This is a genomic window from Shewanella morhuae (assembly GCF_900156405.1).
Taxonomy (GTDB): domain Bacteria; phylum Pseudomonadota; class Gammaproteobacteria; order Enterobacterales; family Shewanellaceae; genus Shewanella; species Shewanella morhuae.
The window spans coordinates 342,558-360,243 of the sequence record NZ_FTNN01000003.1 but is presented as its reverse complement, the minus strand read 5'-3'; the positions used below and the strand labels follow the sequence as shown (position 1 = coordinate 360,243).

At 47.7% G+C, this 17,686-nt stretch carries 12 protein-coding genes, 1 tRNA gene and 1 pseudogene; 12 read left to right on the top strand and 2 right to left on the bottom strand.

Annotated elements, in window-relative coordinates:
* The first annotated feature begins 213 nt into the window (after positions 1-213).
* Together BW947_RS05815 and BW947_RS05810 are read left to right on the top strand one after the other, a co-directional pair.
* Positions 214-777 carry a MarR family winged helix-turn-helix transcriptional regulator gene (locus BW947_RS05815; protein WP_076497428.1) on the top strand — a complete coding sequence of 188 codons (564 nt, stop codon included), beginning with the start codon at positions 214-216 and terminating at the stop codon, positions 775-777.
* Positions 770-1,522: a siderophore-interacting protein gene (locus BW947_RS05810; RefSeq protein ID WP_076497426.1), complete on the top strand. Its 753-nt coding sequence runs from the start codon at positions 770-772 to the stop codon at positions 1,520-1,522. The genes BW947_RS05815 and BW947_RS05810 overlap by 8 nt, the downstream gene beginning before the upstream one ends.
* 81 nt (positions 1,523-1,603) lie before the next feature.
* Here BW947_RS05810 and hutI read toward each other — a convergent pair whose 3' ends face one another.
* On the bottom strand, positions 1,604-2,830 hold the full coding sequence (gene hutI, locus BW947_RS05805; protein ID WP_076497424.1) for an imidazolonepropionase: 1,227 nt from the start codon (positions 2,828-2,830) through the stop codon (positions 1,604-1,606).
* Between the two features lie 193 nt (positions 2,831-3,023).
* On the opposite strand from hutI, the gene hutC reads away from it, so the two are divergent.
* The 9 genes and pseudogenes from hutC to selB form a co-directional block, all read left to right on the top strand.
* Complete coding sequence (gene hutC, locus BW947_RS05800; RefSeq protein ID WP_076497421.1) at positions 3,024-3,731, top strand: histidine utilization repressor; 708 nt, start codon at positions 3,024-3,026, stop codon at positions 3,729-3,731.
* A gap of 115 nt (positions 3,732-3,846) precedes the next feature.
* A complete protein-coding gene (gene hutU / locus BW947_RS05795) occupies positions 3,847-5,526 on the top strand; it encodes a urocanate hydratase (protein ID WP_076497419.1) in 1,680 nt (559 codons plus the stop codon).
* Between the two features lie 22 nt (positions 5,527-5,548).
* On the top strand, positions 5,549-7,090 hold the full coding sequence (hutH, locus tag BW947_RS05790) for a histidine ammonia-lyase (RefSeq protein ID WP_076497417.1): 1,542 nt from the start codon (positions 5,549-5,551) through the stop codon (positions 7,088-7,090).
* 589 nt (positions 7,091-7,679) lie between these two features.
* Entirely contained in the window at positions 7,680-10,694 is a 3,015-nt protein-coding gene (fdnG, locus tag BW947_RS05780) for a formate dehydrogenase-N subunit alpha (protein ID WP_143562206.1), read from the top strand.
* A gap of 2 nt (positions 10,695-10,696) precedes the next feature.
* Positions 10,697-11,608: a formate dehydrogenase subunit beta gene (gene fdxH / locus BW947_RS05775; RefSeq protein WP_076497410.1), complete on the top strand. Its 912-nt coding sequence runs from the start codon at positions 10,697-10,699 to the stop codon at positions 11,606-11,608.
* A complete protein-coding gene (locus tag BW947_RS05770; RefSeq protein ID WP_076497408.1) occupies positions 11,605-12,249 on the top strand; it encodes a formate dehydrogenase subunit gamma in 645 nt (214 codons plus the stop codon). Before fdxH ends, BW947_RS05770 begins: the two co-directional genes overlap by 4 nt.
* Complete coding sequence (gene fdhE, locus BW947_RS05765; RefSeq protein WP_076497406.1) at positions 12,249-13,154, top strand: formate dehydrogenase accessory protein FdhE; 906 nt, start codon at positions 12,249-12,251, stop codon at positions 13,152-13,154. Before BW947_RS05770 ends, fdhE begins: the two co-directional genes overlap by 1 nt.
* 71 nt (positions 13,155-13,225) lie before the next feature.
* Positions 13,226-14,647 (top strand): L-seryl-tRNA(Sec) selenium transferase, encoded by a 1,422-nt coding sequence (selA, locus tag BW947_RS05760; protein ID WP_107884615.1) that lies wholly within the window; start codon positions 13,226-13,228, stop codon positions 14,645-14,647.
* Positions 14,644-16,467: pseudogene (gene selB / locus BW947_RS19070) on the top strand (selenocysteine-specific translation elongation factor); the annotation flags it as partial. The gene selA and the pseudogene selB, both read left to right, overlap by 4 nt.
* Before the next feature lie 93 nt (positions 16,468-16,560).
* On the opposite strand, the gene BW947_RS18690 reads toward selB, so the two are convergent.
* Positions 16,561-16,655: transfer RNA gene (locus tag BW947_RS18690), tRNA-Sec, on the bottom strand.
* Between the two features lie 141 nt (positions 16,656-16,796).
* On the opposite strand from BW947_RS18690, the gene fdhD reads away from it, so the two are divergent.
* On the top strand, positions 16,797-17,633 hold the full coding sequence (fdhD, locus tag BW947_RS05750; protein ID WP_076497402.1) for a formate dehydrogenase accessory sulfurtransferase FdhD: 837 nt from the start codon (positions 16,797-16,799) through the stop codon (positions 17,631-17,633).
* Positions 17,634-17,686: the final 53 nt, after the last annotated feature.

Below are 17,686 nucleotides of genomic sequence, written 5' to 3'. Positions count from 1 at the left end.
GTTGTAGATGAATCATTGAGGATTTTTTCTATAAAAAAACGGACATTTTTCCGATTTAATCATAAAAATATGCTTATTTGCTGTACATCACTTAGGGCGTACAAGCTTTGCCTTAAATGTTAAGCGATATGCCATTCTCAACCACTCGAGATAGTTGACTCAGTCAATCAAATGCAATATTGTTGATATAGTCAACTATTGAGAGGGCTTGTTATGCCGTTATTGTCACTTAGCGAAACCTTGCACACCTTAGTCCACGCCTATAAAAAACAATTACGTAGTGATATTGCCGCGCAAGAGGTTGATTTACCTGTCACTCATATCCGTGCATTAAAAGGGATTTGTCGTAATCCAGAATCAACGGCTCAGTCTATTGCCCTGCGGATGCAACGGGATAAAGCACAAATCACTCGAGTGCTCAATGAGCTGCAGCACAGTGGCTTAATCACTAAACTGGATAACCCTAAAGATGGTCGTAGCCAGTTACTGCGCCCAACGGCTGAGGGGGAAAAAATCATGAGGCAGGTCAATATCGCTGAGCGCAAAACAGTCGCGCACATGACACAGGCTCTCAGCCCCGATGAAGTTGCTACTTTTATTCAACTTGCCAATAGAATAAGTAAGAGTGTCGACGAGACATTTAGCGCGAATAGCGTAACGCAAAAAAGATTGTCTACTGAGCGTAAAAGCTCTGTGGAAAAAGTAAGTATTGCATCACAGCTAATGGCAGAACACGCAGCTGTAGAGCCTTCAATTGAGGAGAATAGCAATGAATAAGCCGCCGCCACGTGAGTTACAAGTTATCCGCCGCACTTATATTACTCCGCATATGCTACGCATCAGTTTAGGTGGCGCCGGATTAGCGGGTTTTCCAATCAATCAAGAGAGTGCTTATATTAAGTTGTTATTCCCACAGGCAGATGAGCGTCCATTGATGCGCACCTACACTATTCGTCAGCAACGCGATAATGAAATTGATGTGGATTTTGTACTACACGATACCGACGGACCCGCATCAGGTTGGGCAAAAACAGCGCAAGTGGGCGATATGATTCAAATTGGTGGCCCTGGGCTTAAAAAACTGATCAATCTTGAGGCTGATTGGTTTTTACTCGCCGGTGATATGACTGCGTTGCCGGCCATTAGTGTCAATTTGGCACTTTTACCAACAGATGCCGTCGGTTACGCCGTGATTGAAGTGCTAAATGAAGCCGACATTCAGCCTTTAATACACCCTGAAAATGTTGAGCTGCATTGGGTAATAAACCCAGAAGCTGATCCTGAAGGTCGCCCTTTGGTTGAGAAAATAGCCCAATTACCTTGGTTTGCTGGTGAGCCAGCCGTGTGGATTGCCTGCGAATTTAACAGTATGCGCGCGCTAAGAAGACATTTTAAGCAAGCGCATACATTACCTAAGAGTCATTTTTATACATCAAGCTACTGGAAAATTGGTTGTAATGAGGGTGAGCACAAGTTGGTAAAGCAAGAAGATGAGCAGCACGAAAGTGCTATAAATTCTTAATAAAGATAAGGTCACTATATTTGATTTAGCGACCTTATCTTACTTGCGGTGTATCCTGCATTTGTGGCGAGTTCTTTTATGTTACTGATGTACTAACACGCCATTTTTCACTACATCTTTGCAGGGGTTTACGCCATAGCTGTAGGCTAACTGCGCAGGAGTGGCGATATCCCACAGGCAAAAATCGGCTTGTTTGCCAACCACTAAACTACCAACTCTATCTTCAATCCCTAGGGCTTTAGCGGCGTTTAAGGTGAGCCCTTTTAAGGCTTCTTCTGGGGTTAAGCGGAATAAGGTGCAGCCCATATTCAGCATCAGCAGGGTTGAGCAAATAGGCGATGAGCCTGGGTTAAAGTCGCTGGCGAGCACCATAGGTACACCGTATTGGCGCAGTAAATCGATAGGTGGTTTTTGCGTTTCGCGTAAAAAGTAAAATGCGCCCGGTAGTAGCACAGCGCAGGTGCCACTTTCACTTAAGGCTTTAACGCCTGCTTCATCTAAATATTCAATATGATCTACAGACTTAGCGCCAAGCCGCGCCGCCAATGCTGAGCCGCCCATATTGGTTAACTGCTCTGCATGGAGTTTAATCTCTAATCCCGCCGCTTTAGCTGCGCTGAGTACACGCTCAGTTTGTTCGAGATTAAACGCAATATTTTCGCAGAATACATCTACCGCATCGGCCAGATTCTCGGCGATCACGGCTGGCAGCATCTCGTTGATAATCAAGTCAACATAGCCATCGCTATTGTCTTTATATTCTGGCGGAATAGCATGGGCGCCGAGAAAAGTCGTTTTGACATCCACATGGTGATGTTCACCTAATTCTCGGGCAACGCGGAGGATTTTTAATTCAGTTTCAGTATCTAAGCCATAGCCTGACTTAATTTCAACCGTAGTTACCCCTTCTTTAGCAAGTGCGTTTAAACGCTGGCGGCCGAGCTCAAACAATTCTGCTTCATCGGCATCACGGCAGGCTTTAACAGTAGAAATAATACCGCCACCGGCGCGGGCTATATCCTCATAACTGGCGCCCTGTAAGCGTAATTCAAATTCATTGGCGCGATTACCGGCAAAAATTAAGTGTGTGTGGGCGTCAATCAATCCAGGGGTTATCCAGCCACCTTTGCCTCGGTAAACGGGGGTTGCCAATACATCAAAGGCGGGCAGTTCGCTACGTGGGCCAAGCCAAGCAATTTTGCCCTGTTTGACTGCGATGGCCGCGTTAGTAATCGCGCCATAAGGTGTTGATATGGAAGGGTCCATAGTGGCTAAGTTAACGTCAATCCAAACCTGATCCCAAGACATGTGTTCCCCTCGCTGCGTTGACATTTTGCCCCTGCGCAGTCGTTATCATTGAAAATTATGTGAGCTAGCTTGTATTTGCTTGTATATACAAGCTAGGATTGTAGCCGCTATTTTAATCGTTTGAAAGCGTCGTTACATTCGCTAGCGTGAGGTTATTCGCTCGCATTTATTCTCTCAGTTTAAAGGAAATGTTTTGGCTATTCCTAAGTTTGCCGAAATTAAGCAATACATTATCGGCTGTATCGAATCGGGCGAGTGGGAAGAAAATGCCCGTGTACCGTCTGAGAATCAACTCGCTGAATTGTTTACCTGTAGCCGGATGACGGCGCGGCGTGCGCTGACTGAACTAACCGATAACGGCGTACTTGAACGCTCGCAAGGGCTAGGCACCTTTGTGGCGGGGCGTAAATCGCAATCGTCCATGCTGGTAATTCGCAATATTGCCGACGAGATCAAAGACCGCGGCCATGGCTACAGCGTGCAGCAACTTTTATTACGGCAAATGAATGCTTCAGCAGCTATCGCTATAGCGCTCGAAGTTGATTTAGATAGCCCTATTTTTCATTCAATATTAGTGCATTGCGAGCAAGGCTTACCGCTGCAAGTTGAAGAACGCTATGTGAATCCCGCATTAGTGCCGGACTATTTATTGCAAGATTTTAGCCTGCAAACACCACACGAATATTTATCACAGGTAGCGCCGCTCACCGAAGCACACCATACGATTGAGGCGGTTATTGCCAATAGCGAATTACAACAAAGGTTAGCGATTCCAGCGACAGAACCTTGTTTACAGATTTTACGCCGCACTTGGTCACGGCAAGGCGTTGTCAGTTTTGCACGATTAGTTCACCCCGGAAGCCGCTTTAAGCTTGGTGGCCATTTAACCTTTAGTAAGTAGATTTCATATCAATAACACGTTGTACCCTTATTAAGAAATACACAATAAAAACAATACAATTATAAATAGTTCTACCGCGTTAACGGATGAACACCACAGGTTGAAGAGGATATTTATGGACAAGCGACACGACCCTAGCCGCCGTATTATTGCGCCGCATGGAACAACATTAAGCTGCAAAAGCTGGCTAACTGAAGCGCCAATGCGCATGCTAATGAATAACTTACATCCCGATGTCGCCGAGCGGCCTGAGGACTTAGTTGTCTATGGCGGTATCGGCCGTGCTGCCCGCGATTGGGATTGTTACGACAAAATCATCGAGGTCTTACAACGCCTCGAAGATGACGAAACCTTGTTAGTGCAATCGGGTAAACCGGTAGGCGTGTTTCGCACCCACAGTGATGCGCCGCGGGTGTTAATCGCTAACTCAAACCTAGTGCCACATTGGGCGAATTGGGAGCATTTCAACGAGTTAGATAAGCTAGGTTTGGCAATGTACGGCCAGATGACGGCGGGTTCTTGGATTTACATTGGCACTCAAGGCATAGTTCAAGGCACATACGAGACCTTTGTGTCGGTGGCAAAACAGCATTTTGACGGCATAGCGAAAGGCAAATGGATCCTCACTGGCGGGTTAGGCGGCATGGGCGGCGCACAAACTTTAGCGGGCACTATGGCGGGCTTCTCGGTGTTAGCCTGTGAAGTCGACGAAACCCGTATCGATTTTCGCTTACGTACTCGCTATGTCGATAAAAAAGCCACTACGCTTGATGAAGCATTAGCCATGATTGATGCGGCCAATGCCGCAGGCAAGCCTGTATCTGTGGGCTTGCTGGCAAACGCCGCCGATGTGTTTGCCGAGCTAGTTAAGCGCGGCGTTACGCCCGATGTCGTGACCGACCAAACCTCTGCCCACGATCCACTCAACGGTTATCTGCCGCAGGGTTGGACTATGGCGCAAGTGTCAGCCATGCGCAAAACCGACGAAGCGGGCGTCGTCAAAGCTGCTAAAGCCTCGATGGCAGTGCAAGTACAAGCGATGCTCGACTTACAAACTGCGGGTGCGGCCACGCTGGATTACGGTAACAATATTCGTCAAATGGCGTTTGAAATGGGCGTTGAAAACGCCTTTGATTTTCCTGGTTTTGTACCCGCTTATATTCGTCCGCTGTTCTGCGAAGGTATTGGCCCATTCCGTTGGGTAGCGCTATCTGGTGATCCTGAAGATATTTACAAGACCGACGCTAAAGTTAAACAGCTCATTCCTGATAACCCACACCTACACAATTGGTTAGACATGGCGCGTGAGCGTATTGCCTTTCAAGGTTTGCCAGCGCGTATTTGTTGGGTGGGCTTAAAAGATCGTGCTCGCTTGGCGTTGGCGTTTAACGAAATGGTCAAAAATGGTGAGTTGTCGGCGCCCATCGTTATTGGCCGTGATCACTTAGATTCTGGCTCTGTTGCCAGCCCTAACCGCGAAACCGAATCTATGCTCGATGGCTCAGATGCGGTGTCCGATTGGCCATTACTCAATGCGCTACTTAACACCGCCAGCGGCGCAACTTGGGTTTCATTGCACCACGGTGGCGGCGTGGGTATGGGCTTTAGCCAACATTCGGGCGTAGTGATTGTGTGTGACGGTACCGATGCGGCGGCAAAACGTGTCGGCCGCGTACTGTGGAATGACCCAGCGACAGGCGTGATGCGCCATGCCGATGCGGGTTATGAGATGGCCAAAGATTGCGCCGTTGATCAGGGCTTAGACTTACCTATGCTCACCGGAAATAATAACTAGAATAAAAACGGGAATACAAAATATGAAATCAGCGAACCACTTAGTGTTAACACCGGGCAGCTTGAGCCTAGCGCAATTACGCGAAATCAGCCGCCATAAGCTGACGCTTGAATTGGCACCGGAGGCCATTACCGACATCAATACCAGCGCGCAAATCGTGCAAAAAGTATTGGATGAAGGCCGTACTGTTTACGGTATCAATACTGGCTTTGGTTTATTAGCCAATACCAAAATTGCACCTGAAGATTTGCAACTATTACAACGCTCTATCGTGTTGTCGCACGCAGCGGGAACGGGGCAATATATGCAAGATGCTACAGTGCGCTTGATGATGGTGTTAAAAATTAACTCATTAAGCCGTGGTTTTTCAGGTATTCGCTTAGAAGTGATTAACTTTTTAATCCGTTTAGTCAACGCACAGGTCTATCCCTGCGTGCCAGAAAAAGGCTCAGTCGGCGCATCGGGTGACCTAGCGCCACTGGCTCACATGTGTTTGCCTATGCTCGGTGAAGGCGAGATGAGCTACCAAGGTGAGTTAATTTCGGCAGCCGAAGGTTTAGCCATCGCCGGCCTTAAGCCTATCGATTTAGCCGCCAAAGAAGGGCTAGCACTGCTTAACGGCACGCAGGCATCTACCGCGCTGGCGCTCGAAGGGTTATTCCATGCCGAAGACTTGTTTGCCGCAAGCAGTGTGATTGGTGCGATGAGCGTTGAAGCCGCTATGGGCAGCCGTAGCCCGTTTGATCCTCGCATCCATGCGGCGCGTGGTCAGAAAGGTCAAATCGATTCAGCTAGGGTATTTCGTCATCTACTGGGTGAAGAGTCAGAAATTAGCATCAGTCATGCTAATTGTGAAAAGGTGCAAGATCCTTATTCACTACGTTGCCAACCGCAAGTATTGGGTGCCTGTTTGACACAAATCCGCCACGCAGCCGATGTGTTAGGCACTGAGGCCAATGGTGTCACCGATAATCCATTAGTGTTCCAAGACACGGGCGATATTATTTCGGGCGGTAACTTCCACGCCGAACCTGTTGCTATGGCGGCGGATAACTTAGCGATTGCGATTGCTGAACTAGGCTCCATTGCCGAGCGTCGTATCGCACTATTAATCGATTCGAGCCTGTCGAAACTACCACCATTTTTAGTGAAAAATGGTGGGGTGAACTCAGGCTTTATGATTGCCCAAGTGACAGCCGCGGCATTGGCGTCAGAGAATAAAACTTACGCCCATCCCGCGTCGGTAGATAGTTTACCTACCTCGGCCAACCAAGAAGATCATGTGTCTATGGCGACCTTTGCGGCGCGCCGTTTACGTGATATGAGCGAAAATACCCGCGGCGTATTAGCGATTGAATGGTTAGCGGCAGCGCAGGGGTTGGATTTTCGTGCGCCGTTAGCGCCAAGTTCAGCCGTGGCTAAGGCCAAAGCCGAATTACGTGAAGTGGTCGCTTATTACGATAAAGACAGATACTTTGCCCCCGATATCGAGGCGGCTACTGATTTACTTTATTGCGCCAGCTTTAACCTGTATTTGCCAGCAGGAACACTACCCAGTGTTTAAATGGTTCGATACGGGAAATTATTAACCTGTAGCAGCGCATAAAAATACTGAAAGTGTGGGCTCAAGCAATTAGCTTGAGCCTTTTTTTATGCTTTCTGTCCATTTTTAAGGATTTTTAACTTTGTACTTTGAGGGCTTTTAACACCGCGGACAGGTTATTTTTTTCACTTTTCTTTACATTGTCAGTTTTTGATTTTGCTTCTGTACAAAAAACAACCTTTTCAAGTGTTCGCATATTCATTATTTGATGGTTACTAATTTTTTTAATAACCAAATGCATCACCAGAGGGACTATTTGTACTCTTGGTGTGTGACAATATGTCTATGTGCTTATTTTGGGTTTTAATCTTGTCTTGTCTGTTTAAATTGGTTTTAAATTCTATTTGTAGTGTATTTCGGTCTTGTTTTCAGTCTTTAGTTTTGTGGTTGGTGATTTGCGATCTAGATCTCGTGTCATTATTTGTTATCTAATTTCTATTTTAGGATAATCTCAAATTAAGTGTGGTCTTTAACGAGGCTCACTCAGTCGGTTGCAAATTTTACCATTGCAATCACCAGACTCATAACGACAAGAGTGTGAGAGGACGCTATGAACAGACGCCAGTTTTTTAAACTGTGTGCTGCCGGAGCTGCCACTTCAGCAATTTCAGCGTTGGGATTGATGTCCGAAAAGGCCTATGCGGCCGTTCGCGAGTTCAAACTCATTAGCGCGAAAGAAACCCGCAATAACTGCTGTTATTGCTCAGTGGGTTGTGGATTGTTGATGTATAGCAAGGGTAGTAATGGCAAGAATGCCGAGCAAACTATTTTCCATATCGAAGGGGATGCAGATCATCCAGTGAACCGTGGGGCTTTATGTCCTAAGGGTGCTGGTTTGGTGGATTATGTTAATAGTCCGAACCGTCTTAAATACCCAGAATATCGTGCGCCAGGCAGTAATGTATGGACGCGTATTAGTTGGGATGATGCGTTTCAGCGTATTGCTCGCCTGCTAAAAAATGATCGTGATGCGAATTTAATTGAAAAGAACTCCGCTGGGACGACGGTTAACCGTTGGCTAAGCACCGGGATGATGACCTCGTCGGCTATGCCGAACGAAGGTGGCTATATCACCCAAAAATTTGCACGGGCATTGGGCCTAGTTGCAATCGATACTATTGCGCGTAACTGACACTCTCCAACGGTAGCAAGTCTTGCTCCGACATTTGGACGTGGTGCCATGACCAACCACTGGATCGATATTAAAAACTCTAACGTCATTATTATTATGGGCGGTAACGCTGCAGAGGCTCACCCTGTCGGATTCGGCTGGGTAACGGAAGCAATGCAACATAACAACGCCAAATTAATAGTGGTTGATCCACGCTTTACCCGTAGCGCTGCGGTAGCTGATTACTACGCACCTTTACGTTCAGGTACCGATATTGCCTTCTTATTAGGGGTTATCCGTTATCTGATTGAAACTAAACAGGTTAACTACGATTACGTAAAAGCGTATACCAACGCAGGTTACATAGTTCGTGAAGACTTCTCCTTCAATGAAGGTCTGTTTAGTGGTTTTAATGAAGAAACCGATAGCTACGATAAAGAGTCTTGGTATTACGAATTAGACGAAGAAGGTCACGCTAAAATCGATCCTAGCTTTGAAAATCCACGTTGTGTGTGGAATTTAATGAAGCAGCATGTGGATCGTTACGATTTTGAAACAGTAAGCAATATTACCGGTACGCCGATTGCGGATTATGAAGTGGTTTGCCAACAAATTGGTAGCACGCATACCCACGACCGAGCGGCGACGTTTATGTATGCCTTAGGTTGGACTCACCACACTAAAGGCTCACAAAACATTCGCTCTATGGCGATGGTGCAATTACTGCTGGGTAACATTGGTGTGCTGGGTGGTGGTGTTAACGCACTACGTGGTCACTCTAACGTGCAAGGCGCGACAGACATGGGATTACTGTGTCAAAGCTTACCTGGCTACCTTAAGTTACCAAGTGATAAAGACACCGATCTTAAGACTTATCTTAAGCATAATACGCCGCTTGCATTGCGTCCCGATCAGACCAACTACTGGCAAAATTATCCTAAATTCTTTATTTCACAAATGAAGAGTTACTGGGGTGATAACGCGACAGCTGCCAATGACTTTGGTTATGACTGGGTACCTAAATGGGATAAACAATACGACTTTACTAAACACTTAGATATGGCCTATCACGGTGAAGTAAATGGTTACATTATCCAAGGTGTTAACGCCATTAACTCTATGCCAAACCGTAATAAGGTACTCAAAGCATTGAGTAATCTTAAATATATGGTGGTACTTGATGCTCTGGCAACGGAAACCGCAACCTTCTGGCAAAACGCCGATGGTTTCAACGAGGTTAATCCTGCTGAAATCATGACTGAAGTGTTCCGTCTACCGACAACCTGTTTTGCCGAAGAAGAGGGTTCGATTGTGAACTCTGGTCGTTGGATGCAGTGGCATTGGAAAGGGGCTAACCCACCGGGTGAAGCTAAACCAGATGCGGAAATCCTCTCTGGTGTGTTGATGGAAATGCGCAAGCTGTACAAGCAAGAAGGCGGTAAATTGCCTGAACCATTAAATGCCATTAGCTGGGATTACCATAACCCATTGTCACCACATGCTGAAGAAGTGGCCCGTGAGCTTAACGGTAAAGATCTGCTGACTAACCGTCAAATTAGTAGTTTTGCAGAGCTTAAAGATGATGGCAGCACGGCAAGTGCTTGTTGGATTTATGCGGGTTCTTGGACCGAAGAAGGCAACTTAATGGCCCGACGCGATAACCATGATCCGTCAGGTAAAGGGGTAACACCGGGTTGGGCATTTGCATGGCCAGCTAACCGCCGCGTGCTGTACAACCGTGCATCATGTGACCTCAACGGTAAACCTTGGGATCCTAAACGCACAATCGTTGAATGGGTTGATGGCAAGTGGCACGGCATTGATGTGGGCGACTTCAATATGAAGTTAACGCCACAGCAATCGGCGGGTCCTTTCATCATGCAGCCGGAAGGTGTGGGTCGTTTCTTTGCCCTCAAACTGTTGGCCGAAGGTCCGTTCCCTGAGCACTACGAGCCGATGGAGTCACCTATTGGGGTGAACCCACTGCACAAAGTGACCAGTAACCCAGCGGTGCGTATGTTACCGGGCGTAAAAGAAACCTTAGGTTCACATAAAGACTTCCCCTATGTGGCGACGACTTATTGTGTGACTGAGCACTTTAACTTCTGGTCAACCCATGCTCGTTTAGCGGCGATTTCTATGCCTGAAACCTTTGTCGAAATGGACGAAGTGTTAGCGGCCGAGAAAGGGATTGCTAACGGTGATTGGGTCACTGTCAGCTCTAAGCGCGGCAGTATACAAACCAAAGCGTTAGTGACTAAACGTCTGCAACCGTTAAAGGTGAATGGCCAGTTAGTTCATACAGTCGGGTTACCCCGTCACGGCAGCCATAATGCGTTAACTCGTAAAAGTTACTCCTGTAACGTGCTTACCACAGAAGTCGGTGATGCAAATACACAGGTGCCTGAGTTCAAAGCATTTTTGGTTAACATCACTAAAGCTGAGGGGATCTGATTATGGCATCACAAGACATTATCCGCCGCTCTGGAACTTCAGGGATGACGCCAGCAGCGAAAGGTCGTAACTCGTCGGAGCAGGTCGCCAAGCTGTTTGACGCCACTAAGTGTAATGGCTGTAAAGCCTGCCAAGTGTCGTGTTCAGAGTGGAATGATCTACGGGAAGAAGTGGGTACGTTCCAGGGTAGTTACCAAAACCCCATGTCACTATCAGGCCAGTGTTGGACCCTGATGGAGTTTCATGAGGTGATGGAAAGCAACAAGCTACGTTGGCAATTTACCCACTCAGCTTGTATGCACTGTGCTGATCCGGCTTGTTTAAAAGCCTGTTCGACCTCAGGAGCGATTATTCAACATGCCAATGGCGTGGTGGACTTTGATTCAGACAAATGTATTGGTTGCGGTTACTGCGCCAGTGCGTGTCCCTTCGATGTGCCAAAAATCGACCCTAAGGACAACAAAGCTTACAAGTGCACTATGTGTTCTGACCGTTTAGCGGTCGGATTAGAACCTTCCTGTGTGAAGTCATGCACCACCGGAGCCCTGCGTTTTGGCTCCCGTGAGGACATGTTGTTCTATTCCGAGAAGCGCGTGGCTGAACTGAAAGAAAAAGGCTTTCCAAAAGCCGGACTCTACAACCCAGAAGGCGTGGGCGGCACGGCGATGATGATGATATTACATGATATCACTCAGCCTGATAGCTATAACATGCCTGTTGATCCACAGATCCCATTGTCTGTCACCTTGTGGCAAGACTGGGTGAAACCGCTCGGTGCAGCGGGCCTAATTGCAACGGCTGCCGTGGCTTGTTTACACAAGATCACTGTGGGTCGAAACATAGTGGAAGAGGATCAGCCGGGTTATCAGCCTCCAGAGGAAGAGGTGAAGGACAAAGAGGAGGATGACCAATGAGCAAGCATGATAAGCAAGAAATGATAGTGCGTCATAAGCTGTTTGATCGCATTTGTCATTGGTTCATTGTTGCCGTGGGCTTAGTGACCTTTCTCACTGGCTTCTCTATCTTTTTTCCTTCCTTTCAATGGATGGGAGCGATAGCAGGAACACCCCAATTGGCGCGCTTCATTCACCCCATTGCCGGTTTGATGATGTGTTTACCCTTAATGTTGCTGTTGGCGCGTTATTACCATCACAACAAATGGGAAAAGAACGATCTCAAATGGATGTTGGCGATTAAGGATGTGATGTTCGAGAACGAGGAGGGTATCCCACCTATCGGCCATTACAACCCGGGTCAAAAGGTATTATTTCGTACCTTTGTGGTGACCTCAATCGTCTTAACCGTGACTGGGATCATGATGTGGCAGCCTTACTTTGCACCGTATTTTTCGGGCGTAGTAGTGGGCTGGGCCATTCTGTTACATGCGATTTGTGCCTTGATCATGATGATATTCGTGATAGTGCACTTTTGGATGGCAACGTGGGTGGAAGGTTCGGTCGCGGGCATGCTTTACGGCAAAGTTTCTAAAGCTTGGTGTCGTAAGCATCACCCTTTGATGTTAGATGAACATTCAGACGTGGAGAAAAAACACTAATGAGTCAAACAGCCGAGATACCTATGGTCCCCGGCAGCGAATCGCCGCTGGAACTGAAACATATTAAAGCGGTGGATCCCCATGCTGTGTATCACAGAAGGGCCCAACGTTTGCTGACGCTGGCCAAGGACTCGCCGCTGGCTGACTACTTTGAGCTATGCCGCCGTGTGGTGTCTATACAAGCCAGACTGGCAAAGGAGGCTGATTTCGGTCAGCTACTCTCTTGGGGGAAAGAAGGGGCCATTCCGCTTTCTCATTTGGGCTCAGAGGTGGATAGCTACTGGCAAGGACTACTACAGCAACTGTTAAGCGATCTGCTACCGCAGGTGGATGAATCCGTTGCACGGGTAGTGCGTTTGCTGATGCAGCAATCTCCTGAGCAGTTAAGTACGTGGGGACGCGCATTACGCGAAGGGCGCATGAGTGATGCTCCCGCGCGTTTTAGCCTGTTCCTGTGGGCGGCGATGGGGCTTTATTGGTCCCATTGGGCACCCATGGTGATCAAGCGTATGGATCAACGCAAGCTGAAACAACAAAGCTTGTGTCCCATTTGCGGCAGTCATCCGGTGGCGAGCGTTATTGTCGATGAGCCTCGAGCAGGCTTACGTTATCTGCATTGCAGTTTGTGTGAGAGCGAATGGCATTACATTCGCGCCCATTGCACGAGTTGTGGCCAAGATAAAGAAATGACAATTTGGTCGCTCGACGATGCACAAGCGCAAGTGCGGATTGAAAGCTGCGATGAATGTCATGGCTATACCAAAATGATGTTTATCGAAAAGTCACCCTTAATGGATGTGGCGGCTGACGATCTGGCAACCTTGATACTGGATAAAGAGCTTAATGCCAAAGGGTTTGGGGCGACAACCGTCAATCCACTCCTACTGGCCCATGAAACCGAGTAGTTCAAGTGAATGTGGGAGGGGCTTGTGATAATGCAAGTCCTTCCTTTTTTAGCACACTAAAGATGACACAGATGATGACCCAAGCACCCGACACGCCACAAGCCCTGTATCGCGCTTTACCTTCAATGGACAGCCTATTGGCAAAGCCGAGCTTTGCACAATTGCAGCAGACCTACGGTAAGGCGGCGGTAAAGGCGGCGTTGGATGGGCATTTACATGCTGCGCGCACGTTAATTAGTCAGGAGCACCGCTTACCAAATTGGTGTTCTGACCCCGCGCAATTGCACGGATGCTTGGTTGATCAACTGTCAAGAGACTATTGCCACAGCCTAAAACCGGTGTGGAACCTTACGGGTACGATTTTGCATACCAATCTTGGCCGCGCCCAGCAGTCGGAAGCCGCCATTAAAGCGGTCAGCTCGGTAATGCGTTACCCAACACCGCTAGAATTTGAATTAGCCGCAGGAGAACGTGGCCATCGCGATAATGCCATTAGTGGTTTGATCCATCGCCTTACTGGAGCAGAGGCCTGTTGTGTGGTTAACAATAATGCTGCCGCTGTATTGTTGATGTTATCTGCGGTAACGGCGGGGAAAGAAGTCATCGTTTCTCGCGGTGAGCTGGTGGAAATTGGCGGAGCATTTCGTATCCCCGACATCATGCGTCAAGCAGGTTGTACCTTAGTGGAAGTAGGCAGTACCAACCGCACTCATCTTAAAGATTACGAGCAAGCCATTACTGAAAATACTGCCGCCATCATGAAGGTTCATACCAGTAACTATCACATCAGTGGTTTTACCGCGGCGGTAGAAGAGGCCAAGCTGGGTGAGTTATGTCGCGAGCGCGGTATTGCATTAATCTCAGATCTGGGCAGTGGCTCACTCACCGATTTACGCCGTTTTGGTCTTAAACAAGAACCTACCCCGCAGGCCATGCTACTGGACGGGGTTGATTTAGTGAGTTTTTCGGGTGACAAATTATTAGGTGGGCCTCAGTCAGGCTTAATTGTCGGCAAACAGTCGTTGATTAATCAATTGCAAAGTCATCCTCTTAAACGCGCATTACGCTGCGACAAGCTGATTTTAGCGGCGCTAGAAGCCACCTTAATCCATTACCTCACGCCAGAAACCTTAGATACTGAATTGCCGATTATGGCGAAATTTGCCCGTAGCCAAGATACGCTCAGGCAAATAGGCCAGCGATTACAGCAGGCACTGATACCACTGTTTCAGCCTGCTTATGGCATTGAATTACAAGACTGCCAAACTCAGGTGGGTAGTGGCTCGCAACCCGATACCTTTTTGCCATCCGTCGCCTTGTGTTTTACCGCCTTAAAGGGCGGCAGTTTAAGCTTGTTAGAACAGCATTTTAAGCAAGCCGAACGACCCGTGATTGGCCGCATGAGTAACGATCAACTCAGATTAGATTTACGTGGAATCGACAATGAGGCGGAGCTGCTTGCTGAGCTAAGTACTCTAGGGGTGCAGTTATGATTATTGTCACGGCAGGCCATGTTGATCACGGTAAAAGTACACTCATTCAAGCATTAACAGGCATGGGCACCGACCGCTTACCAGAAGAAAAACGCCGCGGTATGACTATTGATTTGGGTTATGCCTTTATGCCATTGAATGATGGCTCACGCCTCGCTTTTATTGATGTCCCTGGCCATGAAAAATTTATCAACAATATGCTGGTGGGCGTCAGTCATGCTCGCCACGCATTATTGGTATTAGCCTGTGATGATGGTGTGATGCCGCAAACCCGCGAACATTTACAGATTCTGGCCCTTTTACCTCTAACTAGCTTGACCTTAGTGTTAACCAAGCGAGATTTAGTCGATAGCGAAAGAGCTGCGCAAGTTGCCGCGCAAGGTCAGGCTCTGTTGGCAGACTATGCGATGAATGCCAGTCGCATTTTTGAGGTTGCGGCCAGTCAATTTGATGAGCAGCAGACTAACGGTATCGCAGCACTGCGCGCTCATATCCTTGATATTGCAGCACAAGAGTCATTACGCAGCGAAGATGTAAGCAGTTTTAGAATGACACTCGATCGCGCCTTTAATGTTAAAGGTGCTGGCTGCGTGGTGACTGGCACCGTCATTAGCGGCAGAGTGTGCATCGGCGATAGTCTCTACAGCTCAGCACAAAAAGGCAAACTCAGGGTGCGTGGCATTCATTGCCAAGGACAAGAAGCGCAAAGCGCAGTGACGGGTACGCGTGTCGCACTTAATTTAGCCGGAGTCGATAGCCATCGCGCTCCAGAACGCGGTGATTGGCTGAGCAGCTTACCCCAAGCTGAGCCCTGTACTCGTCCCGTGGTGCATATCCGCACGTTTGATTATTCAGGTATCGATGGTCTAGTACATTGGCAAAATGTCAGTTGCCATCACGGCGGCGATCATACCTTAGGCCGCGTCTCGCTACTCAATGAAGTGGATGAACAAGGGTTTTGTCTGGCGGAGCTTGTGCTTGAAAAACCGTTATTACTCTGTCAAGACGACCGTATTGTGCTGCGTCATATAGGCGGTAAACAAACCTTAGGTGCAGGGCGGGTGCTGTCACTCAAGGTGCCTAATCGTAAAAAACGCACGCCTGAACGAGTCAATGCGCTGCAGCAATTAGCCAACATGAATCAGGCTGTCTCGGCTTTGGCATTATTAGGCCAAAGCCAAGCATTGCCCGAAGCTGAACTCGCTTGGCGTTGGCAACTGACCGATGAAGGCCTTGCCACGTTACTGGCTCAAGCAGGCCTAGTGCGACTTGGCGGTTATGCTATTGCCGTAAGTTTACTCGAACAAGAAAAACAGCAATTTCTACATTTACTGGGCGAATACCATCAACAACATCCTGATCAACTTGGGTTAGGCCGTAGTCGTCTACAGCGGATGATCCACAGTGTTTTACCGCCAGAATTAGCCAATAAAGTGCTCGACACGCTATGCCAAGAAGGCCGAATGGTGCTGCGCGGCGCTTTGTTGCAGCTTGCTGAACACAAAATAGTATTAGATGCCGATGCGCAGCAATGTTGGCAAAGGTTAGCACCTTGGCTAGCGCAACAAACTACACCGATATGGGTGACCGAAATGGGCGAATACCTTGAGCTTGACCCAGCTAAGTTGCGCTTATTGTGTTTTCAATTAGTGCAGCAGGGTTTTATTACCGCTGTCGTGAAAGACCGATATTTGCTCAGCGAGCAGCTTTGTCAGTATGCCAATTTAGTGCGTCAGCATGTAGCTGCAGAGGGCAAAATTGAAACGAGTGAATTTAAGGACATGATTGGACTTGGACGTAAGGCGAGCATTCAATTACTAGAGTTTTTTGACCGCAGTGGCTTTACCCGCAGAAAGTATCGCAGTAATAGCCGGGAAATTAGGGATGCAGAGCTGTTTTTCTCTCACGAGGATTGGCGGAAGAACATAGGAGTCGAACCTACCCAGGACTGCTGGCAGCCCTACCCGGATTTGAAATCCGGACGCCTCACCGGAGACGACGTTCTTCCAATGAAGACCTAGGGATAATAGAAAAAGCTTCGAGATGATTCAACTCGATTTTTATTTAGTTAATCACTTTGTGATGTAAGTCTTAAATTATCATCAAACTAATTGTTTTTACTTGTTTTTAACAGGTTAAGAGGGGCGCTATGGAATACCATTCACATGCTGTGGTTACTGAAAAAAAAGTGACCCTTTTAGAGCACGGACAAGCGTCAGAATTAACTGACTATTTAGCGAATGAAGTACGGGTTGCACTGGTTTATAACGGCATTTCACATACTGTTATGTTGGCCAGCCCCGAAAATTTAGAAGAATTTGCCGTCGGTTTTACGCTGTCTGAGCGTATCGTTTCGCATATTAATGAGATTAAGGGCGTTGAATTAGAGTTCACGCCTGAAGGCATACTCATTCAAGTTGAGATTACGCAGCGCTGTTTCATGGAGCTAAAGCAACAAAGACGCAATATGGCGGGTCGTACGGGCTGCGGTTTATGTGGCGTAGCGCAACTTGAAGAAGCGGTAAAACCCGTTATGCGCGTCGACTCCGATATTCGGTTTGATATTCAACATCTGCAGAACGCACTTGAACACATTAAAAGTAATCAACATCACTTCAAGCTCACCGGAGCAACTCATGCTGCGATGGGACTAAACCTTGAAGGACAAGTTACTGCGGCTTATGAAGATATTGGCCGCCATATCGCACTTGATAAATTAATTGGTGCTTTTTCGCTGCGCCAAGCTGAACGGCCTGTCGCCGTACTGCTGACGAGCCGAGCCAGTTTTGAAATGGTTCAGAAAGCGGCAAGCGCCAATATCCAAATTCTGTTTGCTATGTCCGCCGTGACCTCACTGGCGTTGGAATTAGCAGAGAAAAGCAACATCACGCTCATCGGTTTTTGTCGCAATGGCAGGGCAACGCTTTATACCCACGGTTATCGACTGCTGGGACAAAATACTGCCCGTTTAGCCAAAGCCATTTAAGCGTGAAGCGACTGTCACACTGAAATATCAATCGTGTATTGGGTTTGAGTGCA